We start from the raw sequence: 24,919 nt of genomic DNA on the forward strand, positions 1-24,919 counted from the left end.
GTCTCCTTGTTCCGTCGTTCTTACGCGTCGGCGTGAATGGCGGGCTCGATCACCCGGTAGTGCAGGCGACCGAACCACATGAGGGCATTGACGATCCAGATGCTGACCAGCGTGAGCAGCGCACCGGCTGCCACCGCCGCGCTCATCAGGCCAAGCCCGAAGAGGATCGCGGTGAAGATGCCGCCGGGAAAGCCGCTGAACGGCCCGGCGATCATGATGAAGCCCCCGGCGATGAAGATCGCGACGGTTGCCACGAACAGGCCGAACATAACGCCGATCACCGGCAGCACGATCGGCAGCAGGATCAGGATGTCGATCGTGGCCAGGCCCATGAAGGCGATGATCGCGGTCCAGGCGGAAGACGGCGTGCGTCCGGCTTCCCAGTTCCGAATACCCGCTTCCAGACGCAGTTCGCGGGCGAGGCGCGAGGGATTGCCCAGTGCTTCGGCGACTTCCGCTTCGGAGCGCCCATCGGCGTTGCCCGCCTCGAAATGCGCTTCGTAGTCGGCGACGATCTCGGCGATGTCCTCGGAAGGCATGCCCTTGAGGCCCGCCTTCAGGCGCTTGATGAACTCGTTACGCGTCATGGCTGTCCTCCCCTGAACTGGCGGTCGCGGGCATGGGCTCTGCCTCGGCGGCGAGCAGGCTTTCGACGGCGGCGGTGAACCCGCGCCATTCGCTGACCTGTTCGTCGAGGCGGACCCGGCCGGTCTCGGTGATGCGATAGTACTTACGAGGCGGGCCCGAAGGCGATTCCTCAAGGTACGTGACCACGAGGCCCTCGGATTGCATGCGGCGCATCAGCGGGTAGATGGTGCCCTCCCCCATGTCGACCGCGGCAGCCATGCGGCTGGCGATCTCGTAGGCGTAGCTGTCACCCCGCGAAAGCAGCGCGAGCACGCAAAGCCCGAGCACCCCTTTCTTAAGCTGGATTTCGATTTCCGACATCGATCTGTCTCCTGTCGATGGCGACTGTCTATAACAAGCTACTGTGTGTTGCAAGATACCTTGTTTAAGAAAGTACATTGCCATCACAGGTAGCTTGCATTGATCTATCAATGCCCATGGTTTTCAGGTGCTTGCCGTTGACAGATGTGTCGCTTGGGGCACTTATGAAAATTGAATACGCAAAGCGTGGGGGCGGAGAGCGACCAGATGGACGACAGCGAAAGCGCTTTATCTCGCCGATTCGGCAACTTCTCCGGTGTCGAGTCGCGACTGACGCTTAGTCTTTCGGGGACGAATCTGGAGCGGGCAGGCGATTATAATCAGCGCATCGTCCTGCAAGCGATCCGTCTGGCGGGGGAGACGACCCGCGTGGAACTCGCCGGGATAACCGGACTTACGGCGCCGACGATTGCCAATATCACCCGCCGACTGGCCGAGACGGGCCTCGTGCGACCCGGGGGACGCCTCCAAGGGAAACGTGGCCAACCCGCCAAGCGGATCGTCATCGTTCCGGAAGGGGCTTTTGCGATCGGTCTCAATATCGATCGCGACCATATTTCGTTGGCGGCGGTCGATCTGGCGGGACAGGTCAGGTTTCGCCATACGCTGGAAATCCCGTTCGCCCTCCCCGATGCTGTGGCAGCGCATGTGGCCGCAGTGCTGCCGGAGCTGATGATGTCCGCAGGCATCGCCTCAGAACGCGTTCTGGGCGTGGGTATCGCCCTGCCCGACGATCTCGGGCGCATTGCCCTGCCCCATCGTCCACAAGGGTATGAAGCGTGGGATGGACTCGATCTTCAGGCGCTGTTCGCACAGGCGCTTCCCTGGCCGCTCTATCTCGACAACGATGCTGCTGCCGCTGCGCTGGGAGAATTGCATCTGGGCGACGGCATCGCCCTGCCCGGTTTCTTCTATCTGCTGATCAGTGCAGGTCTTGGCGGTGGTCTGGTGATCGACAAGAGCTATGTGCGCGGTGCGGATTCACGCTCGGGCGAGATCTGGGCGATGCCCGATACCTCGGCTGGTCCTGATGCCGTCGTGCAGGACACCGTTTCCCTGCTGGCTCTCTACGAGCGACTGGAGGCCGCAGGGTTTCCGGTGGACCATCCTGCGGCGCTTGCTGTGATCTCGGCGGAAGCGGAGCCGGTGATCGAAAAGTGGCTGGACGATGCTGCGCGTGTGCTCACCGCACCGCTGATCGCTGTGAACTGCCTCATAAACCCGTCTGCGGTATTGATCGGGGGGAGGCTGCCGGGGGTCTTGGCGGACGGGCTGGTAGAGCGTTTGTCGGCAGGTCTTGTCGATGCCAGAATTCCAGCGGTGGCCCCGGTCCAACGTGCGCGGATGGCGGATGATGCACCCGCCGTCGGTGCTGCCATGATCCCGTTTCTGGATCAGCTGCTCGCTTCGGAATCGATCCTGATGCAAGCCGGGCGCTGACGGGCGGGCAAGCCAGAGGCCTTCTGTCCGCCCGTTTGTGCCGGTGATCAGATCATCGTTTCGGGGCGCACGGCGCGATCGAAGGTTGCTTCGTCAACGTAACCCAGTTCCAGCGCTGCCTCGCGCAGGGTCTGTCCCGTCTCGTGGGCATGCTTGGCGATCTTGGCGGCCTTGTCGTAGCCGATCTCGGGTGCCAAGGCCGTCACCAGCATCAGCGATCGCTCGACCAGTTCGGCGATGCGCTTGCGGTTTGGTTCGATGCCATCGACGCAGCGCGTGGCGAAGCTGTCCATGCCGGTTGCCAGCAGGTGGATCGAGCGGATCACCGCTGCGCCGATCAGCGGCTTGAAGACGTTAAGCTCGAACGCGCCCTGAAGCCCGCCTACGGTCGCGGCCTGATGGTTGCCGATCACTTGCGCTGCAACCATCGTCAGCATCTCGCACTGGGTGGGATTGACCTTGCCCGGCATGATCGAACTGCCCGGCTCGTTGGCAGGCAGGTCCAGTTCGCCAAGGCCGGAGCGCGGCCCGGAGCCCAGCAGGCGGACGTCGTTGGCGATCTTGGTCAGGGAGACGGCCAGCGTTGCCAGAGTTCCGGCCAGTTGGACCAGCGCATCGTTGCTGGCGAGGGCCTCGAACTTGTTGGGCGCTGTCTCGAACGGGAGGCCGGTCTGCTCGGCTAGATGTTTGGCCGTAGCTTCGGCAAAGCCGGGCGATGCGTTGAGCCCGGTGCCGACCGCCGTACCGCCCTGCGCAAGCTTCAGCACGCCTTTACGCGCATCGAGCAGGCGTTCGTGCGCATAGTCCAACTGCTGGACGTAGCCCGAGAACTCTTGCGCCAGCGTCAGCGGCGTTGCGTCCTGAAGGTGCGTGCGACCGATCTTGACGATATCGCCCCACGCCTCGACCTTGCGCTGCAATGAGGCGCGCAGAACATCGAGTGCAGGGATCAGGATACGGTCGATCTCGACGGCGGCGGCGACATGCAGCGCGGTCGGGAAGCTGTCGTTCGAGGACTGGCCCTTGTTGACGTGATCGTTGGGGTGGACCGGGCTCTTGCCGCCGCGGGTGCCCGAAAGGATTTCGTTGGCGCGGCCTGCGATCACCTCGTTGACGTTCATGTTGCTCTGGGTGCCGCTGCCGGTCTGCCAGATGACGAGCGGGAACTGATCGTCGAGCGTGCCGTCGATCACTTCGCCTGCGGCCTGCTCGATGGCGCCTGCCAGACTGGGATCGAGGCCGTGCTCGCGGTTCACCCAGGCAGCGGCGCGCTTCACGTGGGCAAGGGCGTGGACGATGGCGATTGGCATGCGCTCGGTATCGCCGAAGGGAAAGTTCTCGATGCTGCGCTGGGTCTGTGCGCCCCAGTAGGCGGTGGCGGGAACGTCGATTTCGCCGATGCTGTCCGATTCGCGGCGGGTCTGCATGATCTGGTGTGCCTTTCTCTCCGGTTTGAGAGAACACATGGGGCATTGGCCGGATGATGCAAGCTTATTGAGATTGAGTTGCAGTTGAAAAATATGCCCCGGACCTTGCGATCCGGGGCAGTCGGGAGAAGCCGTCGGGAAACGAGCAGGAAGGGAGTGCGATCAGAAGACCGTGCGTACGACCATGGCGACGCGGCGATCGGTCTCGGTCCAGCTGTAGCGCGGCTTGAGATCGGGATCGCCCACGCGCAGGTATGTCTTCGAGGCGAGCAGGTTGGTGCCTTGCAGACCGATCTTGAAGTGCTTGCCGACCGAGACGAGGAATGAGGCGTCCAACTGGCCGTAAGCGTCCGACCACACCGGATAATTGATGTTCGCTGCTGAGGTCGTAAGCAGGTAGGACGAGCGCCAGTTGTAGGCGAGGCGCGCCGAAACACCGTATTTTTCGTAAATACCGGCAAGGTTGTACGAATACTTGGACATGCCTTCGAGTGGCAGCGTGAGCCCGGCATTCGTGGTCTGGTTCGAATCGAACACGTTGACGGCGGTGTTCTTGCCGCCGGTCGAATCGACGTAAGTGAAGTTGCCCGAGAAACCGAGGCCACTCAGCGCGCCGGGCAGGAAATCGAAGAACTGGGTATAGGCCAGTTCGCCACCCTTGATCGAACCGTGCGAACCGTTGGTCTGCTGCGTAACGTCGAACGTCAGCGTCTGGCCGTTGCTGGTGTACTGCTGCTCCACCAGACCGGAATAGATGTAGTCCTTGATGCCCTTGTAGAACAGGCCGAGCGTCAGGCTGTTCGAGCGTCCGTAGTAATACTCGAAGCTGAGATCGACCTGGTTGGCGCGGGTCGGCTTGAGGTTGGGATTGCCTGCCGTGCCGGTGAACGCCGTGGAGCGTCCGCCAATGCCGGTGCCGTTGGGCGTGCCGGTCTCGTCGAACGAGAAGTTCAGCGTGGTGTAAGGGTTCAGCTGGGTGAAGCTGGGGCGGGAAATCGCCTTGGACAAGGCGAGGCGGATCTGCAGGTTGTCGCTGGCGAAATAGCGCAGGTTCAGGCTGGGCAGAACGTCGGTATAAGATGTGCCGCCTGTTGTCTGAAGATCGCCGAGCGAGCCCGACGCGAAGGCCACAGCAGCGTTGTAGTCCGAGCAGTCGGTCGCCGTGCAGGTCGTGGTGATCGCGCCGATCGCGGCAGCGGAGCCGAGCGACTTCGCTTCGGTATGGACCACGCGCACGCCCAGATTACCGTCGAACCGCCCGATCGGGCTCTTGTCCGCACCGAAGCGGAGCAGCGCGTATCCGGCCCAGGTCTTTTGCGACTGGTCGTTGATGCCGCCGCCCGATGCCGCCGACTGGCTGAGATCGGAGCTGAGAGGCGACCAGCCCCAGCCGTTCGTCTCCGTGCCGCCCAGCTGCTGATAGGCATAGGCCGTGCCCTGCGTCACCAGCGAGGCAGCGGGGAACCACAGGCCGCTGGTGGGATTGGCGACGTTGCCACGGAAGAAGTTGTTGTAGGTGATGAACGAGGACATGTTGGGCAGATTGGCATTCTGCGTGCCGCCCGCAGGCCCCGTCTGGTTCAGATAGACCTCATTGCCCGGCAGCCAGTACTGCGCGGACAGGATGCTCCAGTTGTAGCCGGTCTGGCGAGTGACGGCGCTTTGGTCGGTCCAGCGCGCGCCGACTTTGAAGGATTTGAAGAAACCACCGTCGTCGAACTTGTATTCGATATCGGCGCGGCCCGAATATTCGTGGGCCTCGTTGTCCTCAAGGTGATCCATGGCCGCCGCCCACCAGTTTGCCGACTTGTCGGCAAAGCTCTGCGAGGCATCGGTGGGCGTGATCGAGAGGTACGGGTTGTTGCCCGAGAAATCGAAGTCGAACGTCGCCGGCACCGAAACGCCGGTGAACACAGTCATCGAATAGACCTTTGCGGTCGATTTGATGTAATCGAGATCGGCGCTGACGGTCCAGTGGTCGTCGGCCTCCCACTTGGCGTTCAGCGAATAGTCCTGCGTCTTCTTGGTCTGGCTGCCTGCGCGGGTGTCCATGTTGAGTTGACGATTCTCGACTGTGCCCGAGACCAGTTCACCGGCCGAGCCGAACTGATAGCTGGAATTGTCGGTTTCCGGCTGGGAGAAATCGCCGACGGCATATTCCAGATCGTGCGGCGTGGCCTTCGAGATCAGGGCTTCGCCGGTCAGCGTCAGGTTGCTGGCGGGTTTCCACTGCACCGAGGCGTCGAATGCGGTGCGTTTCTGCTGCCAGTCGATCCGGCGATAGCCCATCGAATTGGGAATATAGACGGTGTCGCCCGCAGAAAGGCCATCCTGAGCGGCGCCCAGCGTTTCCGGCACATAGCGCCCGGCCGAAATGGAGTCGGTGCGGTTGCCGATGTTGCTGATCGAGTACGACACCAGCACGCCGATTTCGCCGAGCGGCGTATCCCAGCGATCGCTGAGCAGCGCGTTGCCCGACTTGAAGCTCTTCTTGTAGAGGTCGGCATAGTTGATATCGCCCGAGAAGGCGGCGACGAAGCCGGGAGCGTCGAAGGGTTTGCGGGTACGCAGGTTGATGGTGCCGCCGATACCGCCTTCGATCATGTCCGCCGAGGGGTTCTTGTAGACGTCCACGCCCGAAAGCAGGTCGGCCGAGATGTCCTCGAACGAAAGCGCGCGGCCATTCGCAGCGGAGAAGACGTCGCGCCCGTTCAGCTCCGAGCGCACGAAGGACAGGCCGCGAATGAACACGCCGCCGCCTTCACCTGACAAGCGCGCGGGATCGCGGTTGTCGCTAGTGCGCTGGAGCGTGACGCCGGGTACGCGCTGGAGCGCTTCGGAAACCGAACGGTCGGGCAGGGCGCCGATGTCCTGCGCGGTGATCGAATCGACCACCACCTCGGCATCGCGCTTGCGGGCGCGGGCGCCTTGCAGCGAAGCGCGGATACCGGTGACGACGATCGCGCCATTGGTATCCATGGCGGTATCGGAATCGGGCAGGACGCCGTCCGTGGCAGTGGCGCCGGTCTGTACGCTTGCTGCGACATCGGCGGCGGGCGCCGCAGCAGATGCGCCGGTCGGCGTTGTCGTGGTTTGCGCCCAGCCAGTGCCGGGCAGCGCGCAGGCGATCAATGCCGATGCAGAAACGCCTGCACGCAGCAGATCGCGATTTTCAAGTCCCGCGAATCCACGGCACGCACGATGGAAAAAGCTCATGTCATCCCCTCCTCAAACGGTCGCTTTTGCAACGCACAATTTTGATAGCGCTATCACAAAAGAACCTGCGTTTCCTGGGCCTGATGCTTACAAAAGTGCCCAAGTCAACGAACGGAGCCCTAACATCCCGTCAGGTCGTCTGCAACACGATTTGTAATGCGCTAACATTATTAGCGCCATTGCGTTGTCAATGTAACGTCTGCGTTGCGTGCAGGCGCATGTGAAGAGGGGCTGATCGACGGATCAAGGCTGGCGGGAAAGCGCGGTTTCGATGGCGGCCTGAACGATCGGCACCATGCGTGCATAGCCTGCGGAAAGCGGGTGTACGCCGTCGCGCGTGAGGCCTTGCTGCATCAGCCCGTCGGGGGCGGCGAGGGCGGGGACGTAGTCTGCAAAGGCATAGCCGCGTGTCTTTGCCAGCGCTGCGAGTCGGGCGTTGATAGCGCGCAGTTCGGCTGGCTTTCGCTGCGCAACATTGTCGCGTTGCGTGGCGGTGTCGGTGACGGGTAGGATCGAGCACAGCACAACCGCGATGCCATGCGCGCGGGCAATGTCGGCCATCGCCGCGATGTTCGAGACGATACCGTCCGTGCTCTCCACCTGCAGGAATCCGGTCACATCGTTCACGCCGCCCAGGATTACGACGGCGTGGGGACGCAGGGCGACTACATCCTGCGTGAAGCGGACCAGCATCTGGGCCGTCACCTGGCTGCCGATGCCCCGGTTGATGTAAGGCTTGCCGGGGAAGAAACGCGCAAGATCCCAAAGGTCGGTGATAGAATCGCCGATGAAGACCACCCGCTGTTCACCCTTGGAGGGTGGGGGCAGGGCGGCATCGGCGGCCGCGTAGATATAGCGTTCGCCGAAGTCCTGCATCATCGAGGGAACCAGTTTCTGGCGAAACGGACCGAGCCAGGGACCCCATTCGCGGTCTTCCTGTACGGTGCGCCGTTCAGGGCTCGACTGATAAGGGGCAGGCGTCTGCGCGCGGGCGGGAACGGTGGTAAAGGCCACTGCGGTTGCCAGTAGCACGACCGCAGAGACTTTCGCCGCGCGCAGACGAGGCTTCATGCCGCGAAGATTCCGTGGCGTTTGCCGAAGGCATGGAACAGGTCGGGCCAGATCGAGGCGGGCACATCCTTGCCAAGCCTTGCACCGAAGCCATGGCCGCCCTTGTCGAAGCCATGGAACTCGGCGGAGCGCTGTGTGGCGAGAAGGGCACTGTACATCGCCAGGCTGTTGCCGATAGGGACAAGGCCATCGTCGCTCGAGGCGGTGAGGAAGACGGGAGGCGTATCGGCCGTCACCCGGTTCTCGACCGACCCCATGTCGCGCAGCGCTTTGCCCGCGCCCTTGCCTAGCAGCGCGTCGCGAGATCCGATGTGAGTGAACGGTGCAGAGAGGCTGACCACCGGATAGATCATGCCCGCCAGATCGGGTCGGGCCGAGAGCGTGTCGGCAGCGTCGACGGGGGCATAGACCTTCTCGTCGAAACGCGTGGCGATGCTGCCCGCCAGATGCCCGCCTGCGGAGAATCCCAGCACCGAAATGCGCTTGGGATCGAGGCCGAAATCGGTGGCCTTGCTGCGCACCAGCCTGACTGCGCGCTGGGCATCCTGCAAAGGCACCGTCGCGCGATTGGCCCAGCCTTCGCCGGGCAGGCGGTACGAAAGGATGAAGCAGGTGACGCCGCGCTCGGTCAGCCAGCGGGCCTGCTCTTCGCCCTCGTTGTCCCAGGCGAGAAACTCATAACCGCCGCCCGGTAGCAGGATCACTGCCGAGCCGTCGCGATAGGCGGGCTGGCGCACCGCGAGCGCAGGCGTGGTCACGCCGGTCAGCCAGCGATCGTCGAAATCGGCGTTCTTTGACTGCTGGTGCCATTGGAGGGGCGGCATCGTGGCAGGCGCGCCGGGGGCCTTGCCGGGCCAGAGCGGCAGGGTTGGCCCGGATGTCGAGATCGCGGTGGGGCCAGCCTTGGCCGCTTGCGTGCGCAGGGTCGCGGCAAGGCCGAGCGCGGTGATGCCGCCCAGCAGCGTGCGGCGCGAGGTTGTCGTGTCGGTCATGGTTTTTCCCCTCAGTCAGGGCAGACGGCGCCGGCAGGATCGGTGCCGAGTTTCAGATCGGAAATGACGATGGCATAGCGCCCTTGCGCGGTCAGCGTGAAGGGGCGGCTGATTCCGGCAAGGTCGGTGCCATGCGCGGCAAAGCACTTGAGTGGCACTTTCAGGTGCGCCCAGGTTCCCGGCTTTGCCGTTACTCCGTCTATCCGAACCGCGCCCGAGCCCAGCGCGAGCGTGACCGGACCGGTAGCGGCTTCGTCCACGCGATAGGTCAGATCGACGTTGAGATCGGCATTCGCCTCGCGCTGGAGCATGAGCGTCGGGCCGTAGACTTCGGCCTTGCCCGCGCCGCTCCACGTCAATTGGACGGCGCCTTCCTGCCTGCTGGGGCTGTCGACAAGGCGCTGCGAGACCGTGTCGGACGTCTGCAGCGTGAAGGGCTTGGCGGCGCTGCCATTGGCGATGAACACGCTGGTGTTGGTGGCGCTGGCGTCGATCCCGGCGACTTCGCTGAGCGTCCCGACATGCGCACCCTCGGCATAAGTCAGGCCGTAGCCCAGCGGAAACAGCGGATCGTATCCGGTCATGCCTTTGTTGAGCACGAATTGCGCTGCCGTCTTTGGCCACGAGAAGGAGAGCGTGCCGTGGAAATCGGTCTTGCCGCCAATCAGCATGTCGGCCACGCCTTCGCCTTCCGAACCGGGGAACCATGCCGCGACGAAAGCGTCGGACTGGTTCAGTTCCGGGTTCACCCAAAGCGGACGACCGGAGAGGAACACCGAGACGGTAGGAATTCCTTGGTCCTTCAACTTCTTGAGAAGCGCCAGCGCCTTCTTGTCACCGGGCTGGAATTCCAGCGTGCGCACGTCGCCGCGCAGTTCGGCATAAGGCTCTTCCCCGAAGACCACGATCGCGACGTCGGGCTTTGCCGTGAAGCTGCCATCGGGGGACAGCACGGCCTTGCCGCCGCCTGCTTTCAGCGCGCTGGCGATTCCGGCGTAGATCGAGGTAGCGCCGGGGAAGTCGGCATTGGTGTTGCCGTCACCCTGCCACGACAGCGTCCACCCTCCGGACTGGCGACCGATATCGTCCGCCGCATCGCCTGCGACGAGTACGGTGGCGCTGGTCTTGATTGGCAGAACGCCTTCGTTCTTGAGCAGCACGAGGCTCTCGCGCACCGCCTGCCGGGCGATGGTGCGGTGCTGCGCTGAACCCATTTCCTGCGGTTTGTCCTCAAAGGGACGTGCCTTGTCGAAGAGGCCGAGCTTGAACTTCACGCGCAGGATGCGGCGCACGGCATCGTCGATGCGCGTCATCGGAATCTTGCCCGATTGTGCATCGGCCAGCGTCGAATCGAAAAGCCCCTTCCAGCTGTCGGGCGCCATTGCCATGTCGAGTCCGGCGTTGAATGTCGCGGCGCAGTCGGTCGCGGTGCAGCCGGGCACTTGTGCATGGCCGTTCCAGTCGCCGACGACGAAGCCGTCGAAGTGCATCCGGCCCTTCAGCACGTCGGTGAGCAACGCCTTGTTGCCGTGCATCTTCACGCCGTTCCAGCTGGAGAACGAGGCCATCACGGTCATCGTCCCGGCATCGACGGCAGCGGGGTAGCCCGCATCGTGAATACGGATCAGCGTGGCCTCGTTGACACGGGTGTCACCCTGATCGATGCCGTCATGCGTGCCGCCATCGCCAAGGAAGTGCTTGACGCTGGCGGCGACGTGCCCCGCCTGCACCGTGGTCTTGCTGCCGGGTGTGCCCTGCAGACCCTCGACCATCGGCCCGGCGTAGCTGGCGACAAGCGCAGGGTCTTCGGAATAGCCCTCATAGGCGCGGCCCCAGCGTTCGTCCTGAGGCACGGCGAGGGTCGGGCCGAAAGCCCAGTCGATGCCCGAAGCCGCAGTTTCCGCGCCCGTCGCGGCACCGATCTGGCGCATCAGCGCCGGATCGTGCATCGCGCCAAGGCCGACATTGTGCGGGAAGAGCGTGGCGCCCACCACATTGCTGTTGCCGTGGACGGCATCAATGCCGAACATCATCGGAATCGCGACATGCCCGGCGCGCGGCTCCATCGCCACGGCATTGAAGGCGCGCGCCGTCTTCACCCAGGCGGCTGCGGGCGAGCGATCCGGCGCATTGAGCGGGGGGGAATTGCCGCCTGCAAGGATCGAGCCGAGCGGATAAGTGCGCAGGTCATCGGGCTTGATCGAGGCGGTATCGGCCTGGATCATCTGGCCGATCTTTTCGCGAAGGCTCATGCGCTTCATCAGCGCGGTGATCTTTGCCTCGGTCGCAGGGTCGACAAGGCCGGGGCTTTTGGCGATGGGCCAGAGTTGGGGATGAACGGGTGTTGCATCCAGTACAGCGGCAGGTGTATCGAGGGTGTTCTGGGCCATGGCGACGCTGGCGCATCCGCACAGCGCGGCCACCGAGATCACGCGGGAAATCCGCTTCATTCAATCCTCCCCTTTATTCTTGTCGTACAATAGGCCATTACAAATGGTGGCGCTACCATAAATTGTCGTGCGATGTGTCGGCACCGCTATTCGCAAGGCTGGCGGTCATGCTAGGGTTGCGGGATGCCCGATACCCTCCGTAAGCCCAGAACAAGTCGCTCCCGCCAGACTGGCGCGCCCACCATCAGCGATGTGGCGGCGCTGGCAGGCGTGTCGATGATGACGGTATCGCGGGTGATCAATGCCGACGCCAAGGTGCGCCAGTCCACGCGAGAGAAGGTGAACGCGGCGATCGCCGAGTTGAACTATGCCCCCAACCGCGCGGCGCGCAGTCTGGCAGGCGCGGCGCAGATGCGGATCGGACTGCTCTATTCCAACCCGTCCGAGGCGTTCCTGAGTGCTTTCATCGTCGGTTCGCTGGAAGAGGCGAGCCGTTCGGATGCGCAGATCGTCGTGCGCAAGCTGGAGGACGGCGAAGATCCCGGCCATGCCACCGAGCGGATGATCGCGGGCGGTGTCGACGGGGTGGTGCTGCCGCCGCCGCTATGCGAAGCGCCCGAGGTACTGGTGGTGCTGCGCAAGGCGGGCGTACCGACGGTTGCCGTTACCACCGCGCGGCCGGAGGATGGCGTGGCGGCGGTTATGATCGACGATCACACCGCTGCGCGCGAAATGACGGCACACCTCATCGGCCTTGGCCATCAGCGCATCGGTTTCATCCTTGGCCACCCGGATCTGACTGCCAGCGGCGAGCGTCTAATCGGCTATCGCGAAGCGCTGGAATCGGCCGGCATCGCGTTTGATGAGGCGCTGGTTGCACAGGGGTACTTCACATATCGCTCGGGGCTGGATGCCGCCGAAGCGTTGCTTTCGCTGGACAATGCGCCGTCCGCGATCTTCGCCAGCAACGATGACATGGCTGCCGCCACTGTCGCCATCGCCCATCGCCGCGGGCTCGACGTTCCGGGCGACCTTACCGTCTGCGGTTTCGACGATGTGGCGCTGGCCACGACGATCTGGCCGGAGTTGACCACAATCCAGCAGCCGATCGCAGAAATGAGCCGTTGTGCGGTGGAACTGCTGGTCTCCCTGCTGCGCAACAAGCGGACTTCGGAGATCGGCACACACCGGATCAAACTCGATCACACGCTGGTGCGTCGCCAGTCCGATGCCGCGCCACGTCGTCGCCCCTCGCTGCGCGTGCCGGGATAGGCTTTCAGGCCGCGCGAATCCGCATCGTGATCGTCAGCGTCTCACCTGGCGCGAGCGGGGCAGGGGGCTGGCGATTGACCGCATCGGGCATGGTTGTCTGCGGCTCGGCGCAGAAGAAGTCGCGTCCGGGTGGGACGAACAGGTGCAGAAAGGGCGTGCCTTCGCCTTCGAGGATCAGGTCGCCATCGTCGCGCTGGATGATGAGCGTGCCATCCCAGCCCGCATAACAGTGGTCGACCAGATCGGGACGTTCGAGCTCGGCACCGGCCTGCCAGTCACCCAGGGCATCGGCGGGAGCAGGATCGGTCGGCAGCATTTCATCGTCGGAGAGCCAGACCTGCCCTGCGGCGAAGCGGATGCCGTTTACGTCGTTGCGGTCGAACCATGGGTGGAATCCCAGCGCGGCGGGCATGGTGTGGCGATCAGTATTGGTGATCGCGAGGCACGCTTCCAGCCCGTCGTCCAGCAACGTGAATGTCTGCGTCAGTGCGAATGACCAGCCCCACTGGGCATCGGCTTCATGGACATGGTGCAGCGTGATCGAGGATTCGTTCTGCGCGCCCAGCGTCCAGTTGTGCAGCCATGCCGTGCCATGGAGCGGATGCGCGTGATCGGGATGGTTCGGGGCGAGGTGATAGGCCGCCCCGTTCCACGTGAAACGTCCATGGGCAATGCGGTTAACGTACGGGGCGAGCGGAATGCAGGCGCTGTCGAGCGGTTCGGTACTGCCTTGCGGCATCGCGCGCAGCACCGGTCGGTCACGCTGCTCCAGCGCGCGGATCATGCCGCCGTGCCGGGTATCGACGTCCAGCAACCACTCACCCCGTGTCAGTTTCATGGTTATCCCTGCATCTCTTCGAGTTCGCGACCGCGCGTTTCTGTCACGAAGGCGCGGACGAAGACAAATGAAACCGCTGCCGACAGGGCATAGAACACATAGGTCGGCGCAAGACCGGGGCTGACGGCGAGGATCGGGAAGCTGACCGAGATCGCTGCGTTGGCGATCCACTGTGCAAAGCCTGCAACGGCAAGAGCAGAGCCCCGGATCTGGTTGGGGAACATCTCACCCAGCATGACCCACATCACCGGGCCCCAGCTCATGTTGAAGAACACGACATAGAGGTTGGCCGCGATCAGCGCGATCAGGCCTACATGGCCGGGTAGCGAGACGGCACCGGCGGCATCGGTGACAGCGGTTGAGAAAGCCCAGGCGACCGTGCCCAGCGTCACCGCCATGCCCGCCGAGCCGATCAGCAGCAGCGGGCGACGGCCCACCTTGTCCACCAGCGCGACCGTCAGCAGACAGGCGCCGATGGAAAGCGCGCCCGACAGGATGTTGATCTGGAGGGCATAGTCCTCGGTAAAGCCCACGGCCTGCCACAGCGTTGCGCCATAGTAGAACACCACGTTGATGCCGACGAACTGCTGGAACACCGCAAGGCCGATACCGACCCACACGATCGGGCGAATGCGGCCTTTCGTGCGGTCGATCAGGTCGGACAGGCGCGGGCGATGGTGGTCTGCGGCCAGCGAGGCGCGGATTTCAGCTACCTTGCGGGTGGCTTCCTCCGGGCCGAACAGGCGGGTGAGGACGCCATGGGCCTGCTCCTCGTGGCGTCGGGCGACGAGGTAGCGCGGGCTTTCGGGAATGGTCAGCAGCGCGAGGAAGTAGATCGCCGCCGGGATCGCCTGAAGCCAGAACATCCAGCGCCACGCGGGCAGGTTCAGCCACAAAGCGGCGGTCGAACTACCGGCGGTATGTGCCAGCACGTAGTTGGCCAGGAACGCACCGGTCAACCCGGTGATGATCATGACCTGCTGGATCGAGGACAGCCGCCCGCGAATACCGGCGGGCACCATCTCGGAAATGTAGACCGGCGACGTCACGCTGGCCGCGCCGACGCCAAGGCCACCGACGATGCGGGCAAGGATGAACACAACCGAACTTCCGGCAGCACCCGCAACCAGCGCGGAGATCAGGAACAGCACGGCGGCCAGCATCATCGTGCCGCGTCGCCCGATCACGTCGGACAGGCGCCCGGCCCCGAAGGCGCCGATCGAGGAGCCGACAAGGATTGCGCCGACATTGATGCCGACGCCCAGCGCGCCAAGATCGAAGGCGGACTCCAGCCCCTTCTGCGTGCCGTTGATAACGCCCGAATCGTATCCGAACATGAAGCCGCCGATGGTCGCGACGGCCACCACCAGTGCGATCAGGCGCATGTTGATCGCAGCGCTTCGGTCGAGCGCGAAGTCGTGGGGGGAGGCCACCTGAAACGTGGGCATTCCTGACATCCTTTCCTGGCGGGCGGGGATTGTCGTTGATGGTTCCCCCGCTCCGCACGTTCATGAGTTGCCCGGTTCGGACCCCGGCGCCGGGTCTGGTCGGTAATCAGGTATTGGCAGGCGTCACGGGCTGGCCGGGAATCGCGACCGGGAAGGTGAAGAGATCGCCTGCCAGCGGCTGCGCGGCAAGTTCCGCGTCCGAGAGGCCCTGTCGCGCGGTCGTGGCATAGGCTGTACGCCGTTCTGCCCCGCCCAGAGCGATCTTGGTCACGTTCGCCACCGGCAGGCGGACTTCGTCCGTCAGCGCACCATCGGCATCGAAGCGCCGCGCGGCCCAACCTCCGTAAAAGCCCAGCCAGACCCCGCCTTCGGCATCGCAGGTGGCGCCGTCGGGCCAGCCCCAGTCGGCTCTGTCCTCCCCGTTGAAGTCGAGGAAAACCACGCCTTCACCGATGTTTCCGTCGTCGCTCACGGCATAGCGGATCACCTGTTTGCCCAGCGTGTCGACGTGGTAGAGCCATGTCCCGCAAGGCGAGATCGCAGGTCCGTTGGTGATGGCAACGGGCGTGATCCCGCTCTCGCGGACCTCGCCCTTGTCGAGCACGTAGACCCGGCCGGTCTCGCCGCCTTCCAGATTGTCCATGGTGCCGAACCACAGACGCCCTTCAGGATCGGTCGCGGCATCGTTGAGGCGGTTGTCGGGCAGGTCCACATCGACCTTGCCGATCGGTTCGAAGCTGCGGGCTTCCGGGCGGAAGCGATGCGGGCCGCTCTTGAGCCCCGCGATCAGCCCTTCGCCAGTACTGGGTAGCACCCAGCCGATATGTTCGGGCGCGGCCCAGTCCTCAAGCGCACCGCTGACCGGGTCGAGGCGGAACACCGTCTGGCGCTTGATGTCGACGAACCACAGCGCATCCTCGATCCAGACCGGGCCTTCGCCCAGTTCCATGCCGAGCGCGCGGAGATGTTGTGCGTCCATCAGCGCCACCCCGCATCGACGAACCAGTCGTGCCCTGTACACAGGCGCGCGCCGTCGGAGCTGAGGAACAGCACCAGCGCGGCGACGTCCGCCGGTACGAGGCGCCCTGGAAGGCACTGGGCGGCCACGATTTCCGCTTCGCCTTCGGGGGTGTACCACTTTTCCTGTCGCGGGGTCTTCACGTTGCCCGGCACCACCGTATTGACGCGGATGTTGTCGCGCCCGAGATCGCGGGCAAGGCTGCGGGTGAGGCCCGAGATCGCCGCCTTGGCCGTCTGGTAAAGCACCAGTTCGGGCAGCGCGAGGTGCCAGCTGATCGAGCCGAAATTGACGATCACGCCGCCGCCGGCCTCGCGCATGGCCGGGACGACGGCTTGCGATGCGAAGAACTGGTGGCGCAGGTTCACGTTCATGCGCTCTTCCCAGAACGCGGGCGTGACCTCTTCCACGGTGTGGCGATCGTCGTTGGCGGCGTTGTTCACCAGCACGTCGATCCCGCCTAGGTCCGCAATGATCGACTGGAGCGCGCCGGTGAGCGCGTCCACATCGGTCAGGTCAAGCCGGTGATATACCGGGGCATGGCGTGCGCCCGGTGAAAGGCGCTGCACAAGATCGGCACCTTCCTCGTCCTGAATGTCGACGAAGGCGACACGCGAACCCTGCGCGATGAAGCCCTCGACAAGGCCCGCACCGATGCCGGTGGCGCCGCCGGTCACGATCACGCGGCGGTCCTGAAGGTCGGGATAGATCGCAGCCAGCGGCGCGGTGGATGTGCTCTGGAGCATGGTCTGGGGTATTCCGGTCACGCCGGGAGAAGGCCGCGGCGTGCAAGGTTGGCGAAAAGGGCGGAGAGGCCGAACGTCCAGGCGGGCGCGTCCTTCGAGGTTGCGACCGTGTTGGTCAGCGTGCCGAGGCGCTGGCTGGAAATGGTGACGACATCGCCCGGCTTGTGGGTGAAACCACGGCCCGGCTCGTCGCGGTCCTGCGTGGGCGCGAACAGGGTGCCGCAGAACAGCGCGAAACCGTCAGGGTACTGGTGCTCGCTCATCGTCTGGCGCAGCAGATCCTCGGGATCGCGGCTGATTTCGCGCATCGTGCTGGCGCCTTCGAGACGATAGCCGTCGGTGCCTGCGACCGTCATGGCGACGTCCGCCGAGCGCACATCGTCCATCGTGTAGCCTGTGTCGAACAGGCGGATGAACGGGCCGAGCGAGCAGGACGCGTTGTTGTCCTTGGCCTTGCCCAGCAACAGCGCCGAGCGCCCTTCGAAATCGCGCAGGTTCACGTCATTGCCCAGCGTCGCACCGACCGCGCGGCCATCCGGCCCGGCGATCAGCACCACTTCGGGCTCGGGGTTGTTCCAGGTGGAGTCCGAACGCACGCCGATCATGGCGCCCTGGCCGACAGTGGAAAGCACCGGAGACTTGGTGAAGACTTCGGCATCTGGCCCGATCGCGACTTCGAGATACTGCGACCACAGGCCTTCCTCGATCAGCGTGTCCTTCAGCGCCTGCGCCTCGGGCGAGCCGGGAACCACCGAGCGCACGGAGCCGCCGAGCGCTTCCTCGATCCGGGTGCGCAGTTCTGCGGCCTTCGTGTAATCGCCGCGCGCGCGTTCCTCGATCACGCGTTCGAGCGCGGAGACGGCGAACGTCACGCCACAGGCCTTGACGCATTGCAGATCGACAGGGCTGAGCAGGCGGGCGGGATCGAGGACGTCGATCTCTCCCAGCAGCGTACCGCCGGAGATCGTGCCGAGCGCTACCAGCGCGGCAATGGTAGGCGCCACATGCGCCATGTCGTGGACGAGGCCATCGCGAATCAGGATCGGAGAGGGGCCTTCATCGCTTTCATAGCGCCCCAGAAATGTCCCCTGCCGCCAGTCTTCGGGCAGGCCCAGAACGGCGCCCGGATTATTTTTTGTCACTGCTATTCCCCTCCACAGGTGTTAGCGTTATCTCTCGGCTTCGACACGGCGTCAAGATACGACTCATCAAGAGACGATCAACGCTTGCGGGCATGGGCAGAGGGGGAAAGTGCGAATGGCGCGCTGGCGGGATACCGCGAGAGGGATGCAAAGGCCGGTCGGGCTGGCGTTGATGGCGCTTGCCACCGCTTTGTTGCCGATGCCTGTCCTGGCGGATGCCGTTCCCTATACCTGGTCGAACGTGCGCGTAGGTGGTGGCGGCTTCACGCCGGGGGTAATTTTCAGCCCGGTCAAGAAGGGACTGGCCTATCTGCGTAGCGATATGGGCGGGGCCTATCGCTGGGATGCGCGGGGCCAGCGCTGGATACCGTTACAGGACGGCGTCGCCATCGGCAGCTACATGGGCATCGAGAGCATCGCCGCCGATCCGGTCGATGTCGGAACCGTCTATCTGGCGGCGGGTATGGGTGTGGGTCAGCCTGCCGCGATCTTTCGTTCTACCGACTACGGCACGCACTGGCGCGTGACGCCGGTGCCGTTTCGCATGGGCGGCAACGAGAATGGGCGCGGCCTTGGCGAGCGGTTGGCGATTGACCCGCATGACCACGCGCACCTGCTGTTCGGCTCACGCCATCAGGGGCTCTGGGAAAGCCGCGATGCGGGGGCACACTGGGAAGAAGTGCCGGCGTTTCCGCTGAAAGGGCTTGGTTTGCCGACACGGCGCAGGGAAACCCATGGCGGGTTGTCGTTCGTAATATTCGACCCGCAGGTGAAAGGGCGGATCTTCGTCGGCAATGCCGATCCTGGCGGACATCATCTCTATCGCTCTGATGATGGCGGAGCGCATTGGCGCGCCGTCACCGGAGGCCCTGATGCGGGGTTGCTGGCCGCCAAAGCGGCACTTGGCCGCGATGGGGTGCTGACAGTGACATTGTGCGACGGCATCGGCCCGAACGGGATCAGCCGTGGCGCGGTCTGGCGTTACGACCCGCGAGGGAACCGATGGCGCGATGTCACCCCGATCAAGGGCGCAAATGCTCCCAAGGGGGGCTATATGGGCGTGTCTGTCGCCGCCTCCGACCCCGCGACCATCGCAGTCAGCACGGTTGATCGCGGCGATCCGGTGGATACCGTCTGGCTCAGCCATGACGCAGGCGTGCATTGGGACGAACTGTGGCGCCGCTCGGAACGCGATGTCTCGGTAACGCCCTTCCTCGATTTCGACGGCAAGGCCAATTTCGGGCACTGGATCGCAGGGTTTGCCATCGACCCGTTCGATGCGAACCACGCCGCCTATGTGACCGGGGCGACGGTTTACGCGACAAACGAATTGCAGCACGGCGGCACCCTGCACTGGGCGCCGTGGACGCAAGGGATCGAGCAGACTGCGGTCATCACGCTAGTCAGCCCTGCGGGTGGAGCGCATCTGGTCTCCGGCTTCGGGGATATCGGCGGTTTCCGGCACGACGACTTTGCAAAGTCGCCGCCGCACATGCATCTGAACCCGTTCCTCGCGAACACCAACACGCTGGACTATGCAGGGCGAGCGCCGCTGGTGATGGTGCGCAGCGGGAATATCCATGCGCCGGTGGTCCCCGATACCTCGCTGGCATGGTCTGCCGATGGCGGCGGTTCGTGGACCCCGCTGCATGTGCCTCTCGGGCGCTCGCATGCCGATGGCTCGCCGCTGCCCGAGCAGACCGGCGATGCCGCGATTACGGTTTCCGCGGATGGATCGACGTTCCTTGTCGAACGCGATGTGCCGCAACTGACCCGTGATCGCGGCAACCACTGGCAGGCGATATCGGGCCTGCCGAGCCGCGCCCGCGTTACGGCCGACAAGCAGGACGCCGCGCGTTTCTATGCGCTGGACTTTGCAGCGAATCGGGTAGTGCGCAGCGATGATGGCGGGGCGCATTTCCACCCACTGGCCTCGGGTGGGTTGCCGTCCGATCTGTCTCCCGCGCACCAGCCCAATCGCGAGGCGCCACCGCCTATTCTCGCCGAGCCAGGACGGGCGGGCGCCCTGTGGCTGCTGCTGGATGGTGTGCTGTGGCACTCGACCAACTTCGGCGAGAGCTGGGTACGAACCGGCGGTGCGCTCACGGTCGAGCGCTACGGCTTGGGCAAAGCGTCTGCGGGCGCGCAAGGCCCTGCACTTTACGCGCTGGGTACGCTGGACGGCCTACGCGGGGTCTGGCGATCGCTGGACGGGGGCGCGACATGGCAGCGCATCAACGATGACGATCACCAGTGGGGCTTGCGCATCCGCATGCTGACCGGCGATCCGCGCCTGTTCGGACGGGTCTACATCGCAACGGACGGGCGGGGAATCGTAGCTGGCGATCCGAAGGGAGAGGGGCAATGAAGTTTCGGCATGTCGCCTGTTCGGCGGCACTCATGGTGCTTGCGCAGCCTGCGCTGGCGGACACGCAAATCCCGCGCATCGAGACGCGCGCCGATGGTCACCATGCGCTGATCGTCGATGGCAAGCCGTTCTTGATGCTGGGCGCTCAGGCGAATAATTCCAGCAACTATCCCGCGATGCTGAATGCGGTGTGGCCGGTGCTGGACGCGATCCACGCGAACACGCTGGAGATCCCCATCGCCTGGGAGCAGGTTGAGCCGGTCGAGGGGCAGTTCGATTTCGCCTATCTCCAGACCCTGCTCGATGCGGCGCGGGCGCATGACAAGCGTGTGGTGCTGCTGTGGTTCGGCACCTGGAAGAACACCAGCCCCAGCTATACGCCGGCCTGGGTCAAGCTGGACAACAAACGCTTCCCGCGCATGAAGGCGCCCGATGGTTCGGACCATTATGTGCTGAGCCCGCTGTCCGACGAGACACTGGCGGCGGACAGTCGCGCGTTCGTGAAGGTGATGGAATATCTGCGCGATCACGATCCGCAGAACACCGTCATCATGGTCCAGCCCGAGAACGAGACCGGATCGTACCGTGTGCCGCGCGACTATTCGGCCAAGGGCAACGCGCTGTTCGCGCAGGCGATTCCCGCAGCGCTTGCGAAGAAGACCGGCAAGTCGGGCACCTGGGAACAGGCGTTCGGCAAGCAGGCGCCGCGCGCATTCAACACTTGGTACGTCGCGCGCTTCGTCGATCAGGTGGCGGCAGCGGGCAAGGCGGTGAAGCCGCTGCCGATGTATGTGAATGCGGCGCTGGCCGGTCCCTCCAACGTGCCAGACCCCACCGGCGTCGCCAGCGGCGGTCCACAGTGGGACGTGCTCGACATCTGGAAGACTGCGGCGCCCTCGATCGACCTTGCCGCGCCCGACATCTATGACCGCACCTCCGGCAACGTCGTCCAGTATCTGGACAAGTATGACCGCCCCGACAATGCGCTGATGGTGCCGGAGATCGGCAACGCGCGTGAGTTCGCGCGGTTCTTCTGGCCCACCATCGGGCGCGGCGGCATTGGTTTCTCACCCTTCGGCATGGATGACACCGGCTATTTCAACTATCCGCTGGGGGCGACGGCGCTCGACAAGGAGACGCTTGACGCTTTCGCGCTGCCCTATGCCACACTCGCCTCGATCCTGCCCGACTGGGGGCGGATCGCCGCCAGTCGCCCGACTTGGGGCGCGGCGAAGCCCGATGACGGTTCACCGCAATCGGTGACGCTGGGCAAGTGGACTATCACCGCAAGCTGGGGCCAGTGGCAGTTCGGCGAGAAGGACTGGACCTGGATCAAGTCCGAGCCGCCGCCATGGGCGAGCCAGCCGATTGGCGGCGTCGCCGTCGCGCAGCTTTCGGACAACCAGTACCTCGTCATGGGCGATCATGTGCGCGTCAATTTCTCGGCAACGAAGGGTGAGAAGAATGGCATGGTCGTCGCGGTCGAGGAAGGCACCTTCCGCGATGGCCGCTGGGTGACGAGCCGCGTGTGGAACGGCGATCAGACCGACTACGGCATCAACCTAATCGACCGCCCGCAGGTGCTGCGGATCACCACGGGTTTCTATTCGGGCAACAGGCCCTGAACGGGCAGGGGATACAGACAACATGAAACATATCGCAATTGCGGTCCTGATGGCGGGCAGTGCGCTGACGGCAACACCGGCGCTGGCGGCTCCGGCAGGGGTGAGCAAGGTTCCCGGCGGCGTAGTCGTCACGCCGGCAAGCGGACCTTCCGATCGCGTCGAGGTGACGCTGCACGGCGACGGCATCTTCCACGTCGTTGCTCACCCGCGCGGGCTTGCCGTGCCGGAGCAGAACGCCAGCCTGATGGCGCCCAATCCGCCGCAGGCCGGGGCCTATACCGTGCGCGAGGCTGCAGGCTTGGTGACGATCCGCGCGGCGAGGGCCAGTGCCGTGATCGACACCAAGACCGGGCAGGTTCGTTTCCTCGATGCGGCAGGCAAGCCGATGCTGGCGGAATCCGCGCCCACTGCGTTCACGGCCACAAAGGCGGACGGTACGCCTTACGTCACTGTCTCGCAGCAGTTCAACCGTGGGACGGACGAGGGGCTCTACGGCCTCGGTCAGCACCAGCAGGCGGTGATGGACTATAACGGGCAGGACGTGCAGCTCGCCCAGCACAACATGGATATCGGCCTGCCGTTCCTCGTCTCCACCCGTAATTACGGGCTGCTCTGGGATAACGAGAGCATCACCCGCTTCGGCAATCCGGCGCCCTACAAGCTGGTGGGCGACACCGGCGGGATGACCGTCACCAGCGGTGGAAAGCCGGGCTTCACAGCGCAGTATTTCCTCGATGGCAAGGAGGTTGTGAACCGTCAGGAAGCGACGATCGACTACCAGTTCCTGGACGATCAGGCGAAATGGCCGGAGGCCGCCAAGGCCCGTACCGAGGCCTCCAGTCAGGGCCAGAACACCGCGGGCAACGCCGTGCAGACGCAGGCGGTGGAATGGAACGGCGATCTGCACCCGGACAAGACTGGGGTGCACAAGTTCCAGCTTTACGGGTCGAGCTATTACAAGGTCTATGTCGATGGCAAGCTGGTGCTCGATCGCTGGCGGCAGAACTGGAACCCGTGGTACGCCGATTTCGACGTGCCGATGGTGGCGGGCAAGCCCGTCCATCTGAAGATCGAATGGGACCCCAACGCCGGTTACATGGCGCTGCTCCACAACGATCCGCTACCCGAGGCGGATCGCCATTCGGTGTGGTTCACCAGCGATGTCGCGCGCGACAAGGACTACTGGTTCGTCGCCGCAAAAGATATGGACGGGGTTGTCGCAGGCTATCGCCAGCTGACCGGCAAGGCCGAGATGATGCCCAAGTGGGTCTATGGCTTCTGGCAGTCGCGCCAGCGCTACGACACACAGGCCGAACTGCTGAACGTCGTCTCCGAGTATCGCAAGCGGGACTATCCGCTCGACAACATCGTGCTCGACTGGCGCTACTGGAAGGACGATTCCTGGGGCAGCCACGAATTCGACAAGAGCCGTTTCCCCGATGCCGCTGCAATGGTGAAGCAGGTGCATGACGAACACGCCGAGATCATGATCTCGGTCTGGCCCAAGTTCTATCCCACCACCGACAACTTCAAGGAGTTGGACGCTGCGGGCGCGATCTTTCACGGCAACCTGCGTCAGGGCAACAAGGACTGGGTGGGAGAGGGCTTCCTCAACACCTTCTACGACCCCTATTCGGTCAAGGGGCGCGAAATCTTCTGGAATCAGATTGAGGACAGGTTGGGCAAAAAGGGCTTCGATGCCTGGTGGGCCGATGCCAGCGAGCCCGACATGCATTCCAACCTTTCGATTACCAAGCGGATCGACACCATGGGGCCGACCGCGATTGGCCCCGCGGCGGAGTTCTTCAACTCGTTCCCGCTGGAAAACGCGCGCGCCTTCTACGAAGGCTGGAGCCGGTTCAAGCCTGACGTGCGCCCGTTCCTGCTGACCCGCTCGGGCTTCGGCGGCCTTCAGCGCTATGGCGCGGCGGTATGGTCGGGCGACGTGGCGACGCGCTGGTACGATCTGCACGCGCAGATTTCGGCGGGCGTGAACACGGCGATGTCGGGGCTGCCCAACTGGACGCACGATATCGGCGGCTTCTCGGTCGAACTGCGGTTTGCCGAGACGAGCCCGAAGCCCGAAGACCTAGCAGAATGGCGTGAGCTCAATCTGCGCTGGTTCCAGTTCGGGGCGTTCAGTCCGATTTTCCGCAGTCACGGTGAGCAGCCCTGGCGTGAGATTTACGAGATCGCGCCCGAAGGTTCGCCCATGCTTGCCTCGATGGTGTGGTACGACAAGCTGCGCTATCGCCTGATGCCCTACATCTACACGCTGGGCGCGGACGCTTACGAGAAGGACGGCTCGATCATGCGCGGGCTGGTGATGGACTTCCCGCAGGACGCCAGAGCCCGCACCGCCAATGACGAGTACCTGTTCGGCAAGGCTTTCCTCGTCGCCCCGGTCAGCACCTACAAGGCGCGCGAGCGTTCGGTCTGGCTGCCGGGCAAGGGTGTGACCTGGTACGATTTCGAGAGCGGCAAGACCTATGCGGGCGGTCAGGATGTGACCGTGGTAGCGCCCGCCGAGCGGATGCCGCTGTTCGTACGGGCAGGCTCGATCGTACCGATGGGGCCGGTGATGCAGTACACCGACGAGAAGCTCGACGCGCCGGTGACGCTGGTGATCTATACCGGCGCGAGTGGAGCGACCTCGCTCTACGAGGACGATGGCCGTTCGGAAGCTTACAAGTCCGGCGCGTTCAGCCGGATGCCGATCGCTTATGACGATGTCAGCGGCACGGTCACGCTCGGTACGCGTGAAGGCAAGGGCTATGCCGGGATGCCGGCGACCCGCACCGTGCGGGTGAAGTGGCTGCGGCCCGGTCAGTCGGTGGCCGAAGAGACCAGCTTTGATACCGAAGCGGTGTGGAATGGCCAGTCGCTGACGATCCGGCGTCTCGCTAAGTAGGTACGACAGACGGATTGCCCTGCCCGACCGATGGGCGGGGCAACCTGCCGCGCTCCCGCTGCGTTGC

At 64.3% G+C, this 24,919-nt stretch carries 17 protein-coding genes; 5 read left to right on the forward strand and 12 right to left on the reverse strand.

What is annotated here, in order from left to right; genetic code table 11:
- Positions 1-20: 20 nt before the first annotated feature.
- Positions 21-587, reverse strand: a complete 567-nt coding sequence (locus AC3EC3_RS09375) for a DUF1700 domain-containing protein (protein ID WP_260925961.1) — start codon at positions 585-587, stop codon at positions 21-23.
- A complete protein-coding gene (locus AC3EC3_RS09380) occupies positions 577-948 on the reverse strand; it encodes a PadR family transcriptional regulator (RefSeq protein ID WP_488489363.1) in 372 nt (123 codons plus the stop codon). The genes AC3EC3_RS09375 and AC3EC3_RS09380 overlap by 11 nt, the downstream gene beginning before the upstream one ends.
- Positions 949-1,155: 207 nt before the next feature.
- Here AC3EC3_RS09380 and AC3EC3_RS09385 point away from each other — a divergent pair, with 207 nt between their 5' ends.
- Positions 1,156-2,388, forward strand: a complete 1,233-nt coding sequence (locus tag AC3EC3_RS09385; RefSeq protein ID WP_488489364.1) for an ROK family transcriptional regulator — start codon at positions 1,156-1,158, stop codon at positions 2,386-2,388.
- Between the two features lie 47 nt (positions 2,389-2,435).
- Here AC3EC3_RS09385 and fumC read toward each other — a convergent pair whose 3' ends face one another.
- The 5 genes from fumC to AC3EC3_RS09410 all read right to left on the reverse strand — a co-directional run bounded on the left by fumC (position 2,436) and on the right by AC3EC3_RS09410 (position 11,544).
- On the reverse strand, positions 2,436-3,815 hold the full coding sequence (fumC, locus tag AC3EC3_RS09390) for a class II fumarate hydratase (protein WP_488489365.1): 1,380 nt from the start codon (positions 3,813-3,815) through the stop codon (positions 2,436-2,438).
- 162 nt (positions 3,816-3,977) lie between these two features.
- Positions 3,978-7,031 (reverse strand): TonB-dependent receptor, encoded by a 3,054-nt coding sequence (locus AC3EC3_RS09395; protein ID WP_488489366.1) that lies wholly within the window; start codon positions 7,029-7,031, stop codon positions 3,978-3,980.
- Positions 7,032-7,274: 243 nt separating this feature from the next.
- A complete protein-coding gene (locus AC3EC3_RS09400) occupies positions 7,275-8,102 on the reverse strand; it encodes a GDSL-type esterase/lipase family protein (protein ID WP_488489367.1) in 828 nt (275 codons plus the stop codon).
- Complete coding sequence (locus AC3EC3_RS09405) at positions 8,099-9,094, reverse strand: alpha/beta hydrolase (RefSeq protein WP_488489368.1); 996 nt, start codon at positions 9,092-9,094, stop codon at positions 8,099-8,101. The genes AC3EC3_RS09400 and AC3EC3_RS09405 overlap by 4 nt, the downstream gene beginning before the upstream one ends.
- 11 nt (positions 9,095-9,105) lie before the next feature.
- On the reverse strand, positions 9,106-11,544 hold the full coding sequence (locus tag AC3EC3_RS09410) for a glycoside hydrolase family 3 protein (RefSeq protein WP_488489369.1): 2,439 nt from the start codon (positions 11,542-11,544) through the stop codon (positions 9,106-9,108).
- Between the two features lie 123 nt (positions 11,545-11,667).
- Between AC3EC3_RS09410 and AC3EC3_RS09415 the strand changes: the two genes are divergently transcribed.
- On the forward strand, positions 11,668-12,756 hold the full coding sequence (locus AC3EC3_RS09415) for a LacI family DNA-binding transcriptional regulator (RefSeq protein WP_488489370.1): 1,089 nt from the start codon (positions 11,668-11,670) through the stop codon (positions 12,754-12,756).
- Positions 12,757-12,760: 4 nt separating this feature from the next.
- Here AC3EC3_RS09415 and AC3EC3_RS09420 read toward each other — a convergent pair whose 3' ends face one another.
- The 5 genes from AC3EC3_RS09420 to AC3EC3_RS09440 form a co-directional block, all read right to left on the reverse strand.
- Positions 12,761-13,594, reverse strand: coding sequence for an aldose 1-epimerase (locus AC3EC3_RS09420; RefSeq protein WP_488489371.1), 834 nt, complete (start codon positions 13,592-13,594; stop codon positions 12,761-12,763).
- Positions 13,595-13,596: 2 nt separating this feature from the next.
- A complete protein-coding gene (locus AC3EC3_RS09425) occupies positions 13,597-15,042 on the reverse strand; it encodes a sugar porter family MFS transporter (protein WP_488489372.1) in 1,446 nt (481 codons plus the stop codon).
- Positions 15,043-15,148: 106 nt separating this feature from the next.
- Positions 15,149-16,021, reverse strand: coding sequence for an SMP-30/gluconolactonase/LRE family protein (locus tag AC3EC3_RS09430; protein ID WP_488489373.1), 873 nt, complete (start codon positions 16,019-16,021; stop codon positions 15,149-15,151).
- A complete protein-coding gene (xylB, locus tag AC3EC3_RS09435; RefSeq protein ID WP_488489833.1) occupies positions 16,021-16,806 on the reverse strand; it encodes a D-xylose 1-dehydrogenase in 786 nt (261 codons plus the stop codon). The genes AC3EC3_RS09430 and xylB overlap by 1 nt, the downstream gene beginning before the upstream one ends.
- Before the next feature lie 17 nt (positions 16,807-16,823).
- Positions 16,824-17,948: a fumarylacetoacetate hydrolase family protein gene (locus tag AC3EC3_RS09440; RefSeq protein ID WP_488489374.1), complete on the reverse strand. Its 1,125-nt coding sequence runs from the start codon at positions 17,946-17,948 to the stop codon at positions 16,824-16,826.
- 115 nt (positions 17,949-18,063) lie between these two features.
- Here AC3EC3_RS09440 and AC3EC3_RS09445 point away from each other — a divergent pair, with 115 nt between their 5' ends.
- From AC3EC3_RS09445 to AC3EC3_RS09455, 3 genes are read left to right on the forward strand one after another with little or no spacing between them, the layout of a single operon-like run.
- Positions 18,064-20,316, forward strand: coding sequence for a WD40/YVTN/BNR-like repeat-containing protein (locus AC3EC3_RS09445; RefSeq protein WP_488489375.1), 2,253 nt, complete (start codon positions 18,064-18,066; stop codon positions 20,314-20,316).
- Complete coding sequence (locus AC3EC3_RS09450; protein WP_488489376.1) at positions 20,313-21,941, forward strand: DUF5597 domain-containing protein; 1,629 nt, start codon at positions 20,313-20,315, stop codon at positions 21,939-21,941. Before AC3EC3_RS09445 ends, AC3EC3_RS09450 begins: the two co-directional genes overlap by 4 nt.
- A 22-nt stretch (positions 21,942-21,963) precedes the next feature.
- Entirely contained in the window at positions 21,964-24,852 is a 2,889-nt protein-coding gene (locus tag AC3EC3_RS09455) for a TIM-barrel domain-containing protein (protein ID WP_488489377.1), read from the forward strand.
- Positions 24,853-24,919: the final 67 nt, after the last annotated feature.

This window comes from Novosphingobium sp. BAM6 (assembly GCF_057784955.1).

Bases quoted from the DNA above. Each gene is read 5' to 3' on its own strand.
- AC3EC3_RS09375 (WP_260925961.1), bottom strand. From the start codon at position 587: ATGACGCGTAACGAGTTCATCAAGCGCCTGAAGGCGGGCCTCAAGGGC.
- AC3EC3_RS09380 (WP_488489363.1), bottom strand. From the start codon at position 948: ATGTCGGAAATCGAAATCCAGCTTAAGAAAGGGGTGCTCGGGCTTTGC.
- AC3EC3_RS09385 (WP_488489364.1), top strand. From the start codon at position 1,156: ATGGACGACAGCGAAAGCGCTTTATCTCGCCGATTCGGCAACTTCTCC.
- fumC (WP_488489365.1), bottom strand. From the start codon at position 3,815: ATGCAGACCCGCCGCGAATCGGACAGCATCGGCGAAATCGACGTTCCC.
- AC3EC3_RS09395 (WP_488489366.1), bottom strand. From the start codon at position 7,031: ATGAGCTTTTTCCATCGTGCGTGCCGTGGATTCGCGGGACTTGAAAAT.
- AC3EC3_RS09400 (WP_488489367.1), bottom strand. From the start codon at position 8,102: ATGAAGCCTCGTCTGCGCGCGGCGAAAGTCTCTGCGGTCGTGCTACTG.
- AC3EC3_RS09405 (WP_488489368.1), bottom strand. From the start codon at position 9,094: ATGACCGACACGACAACCTCGCGCCGCACGCTGCTGGGCGGCATCACC.
- AC3EC3_RS09410 (WP_488489369.1), bottom strand. From the start codon at position 11,544: ATGAAGCGGATTTCCCGCGTGATCTCGGTGGCCGCGCTGTGCGGATGC.
- AC3EC3_RS09415 (WP_488489370.1), top strand. From the start codon at position 11,668: ATGCCCGATACCCTCCGTAAGCCCAGAACAAGTCGCTCCCGCCAGACT.
- AC3EC3_RS09420 (WP_488489371.1), bottom strand. From the start codon at position 13,594: ATGAAACTGACACGGGGTGAGTGGTTGCTGGACGTCGATACCCGGCAC.
- AC3EC3_RS09425 (WP_488489372.1), bottom strand. From the start codon at position 15,042: ATGCCCACGTTTCAGGTGGCCTCCCCCCACGACTTCGCGCTCGACCGA.
- AC3EC3_RS09430 (WP_488489373.1), bottom strand. From the start codon at position 16,021: ATGGACGCACAACATCTCCGCGCGCTCGGCATGGAACTGGGCGAAGGC.
- xylB (WP_488489833.1), bottom strand. From the start codon at position 16,806: ATGCTCCAGAGCACATCCACCGCGCCGCTGGCTGCGATCTATCCCGAC.
- AC3EC3_RS09445 (WP_488489375.1), top strand. From the start codon at position 18,064: ATGGCGCGCTGGCGGGATACCGCGAGAGGGATGCAAAGGCCGGTCGGG.
- AC3EC3_RS09450 (WP_488489376.1), top strand. From the start codon at position 20,313: ATGAAGTTTCGGCATGTCGCCTGTTCGGCGGCACTCATGGTGCTTGCG.
- AC3EC3_RS09455 (WP_488489377.1), top strand. From the start codon at position 21,964: ATGAAACATATCGCAATTGCGGTCCTGATGGCGGGCAGTGCGCTGACG.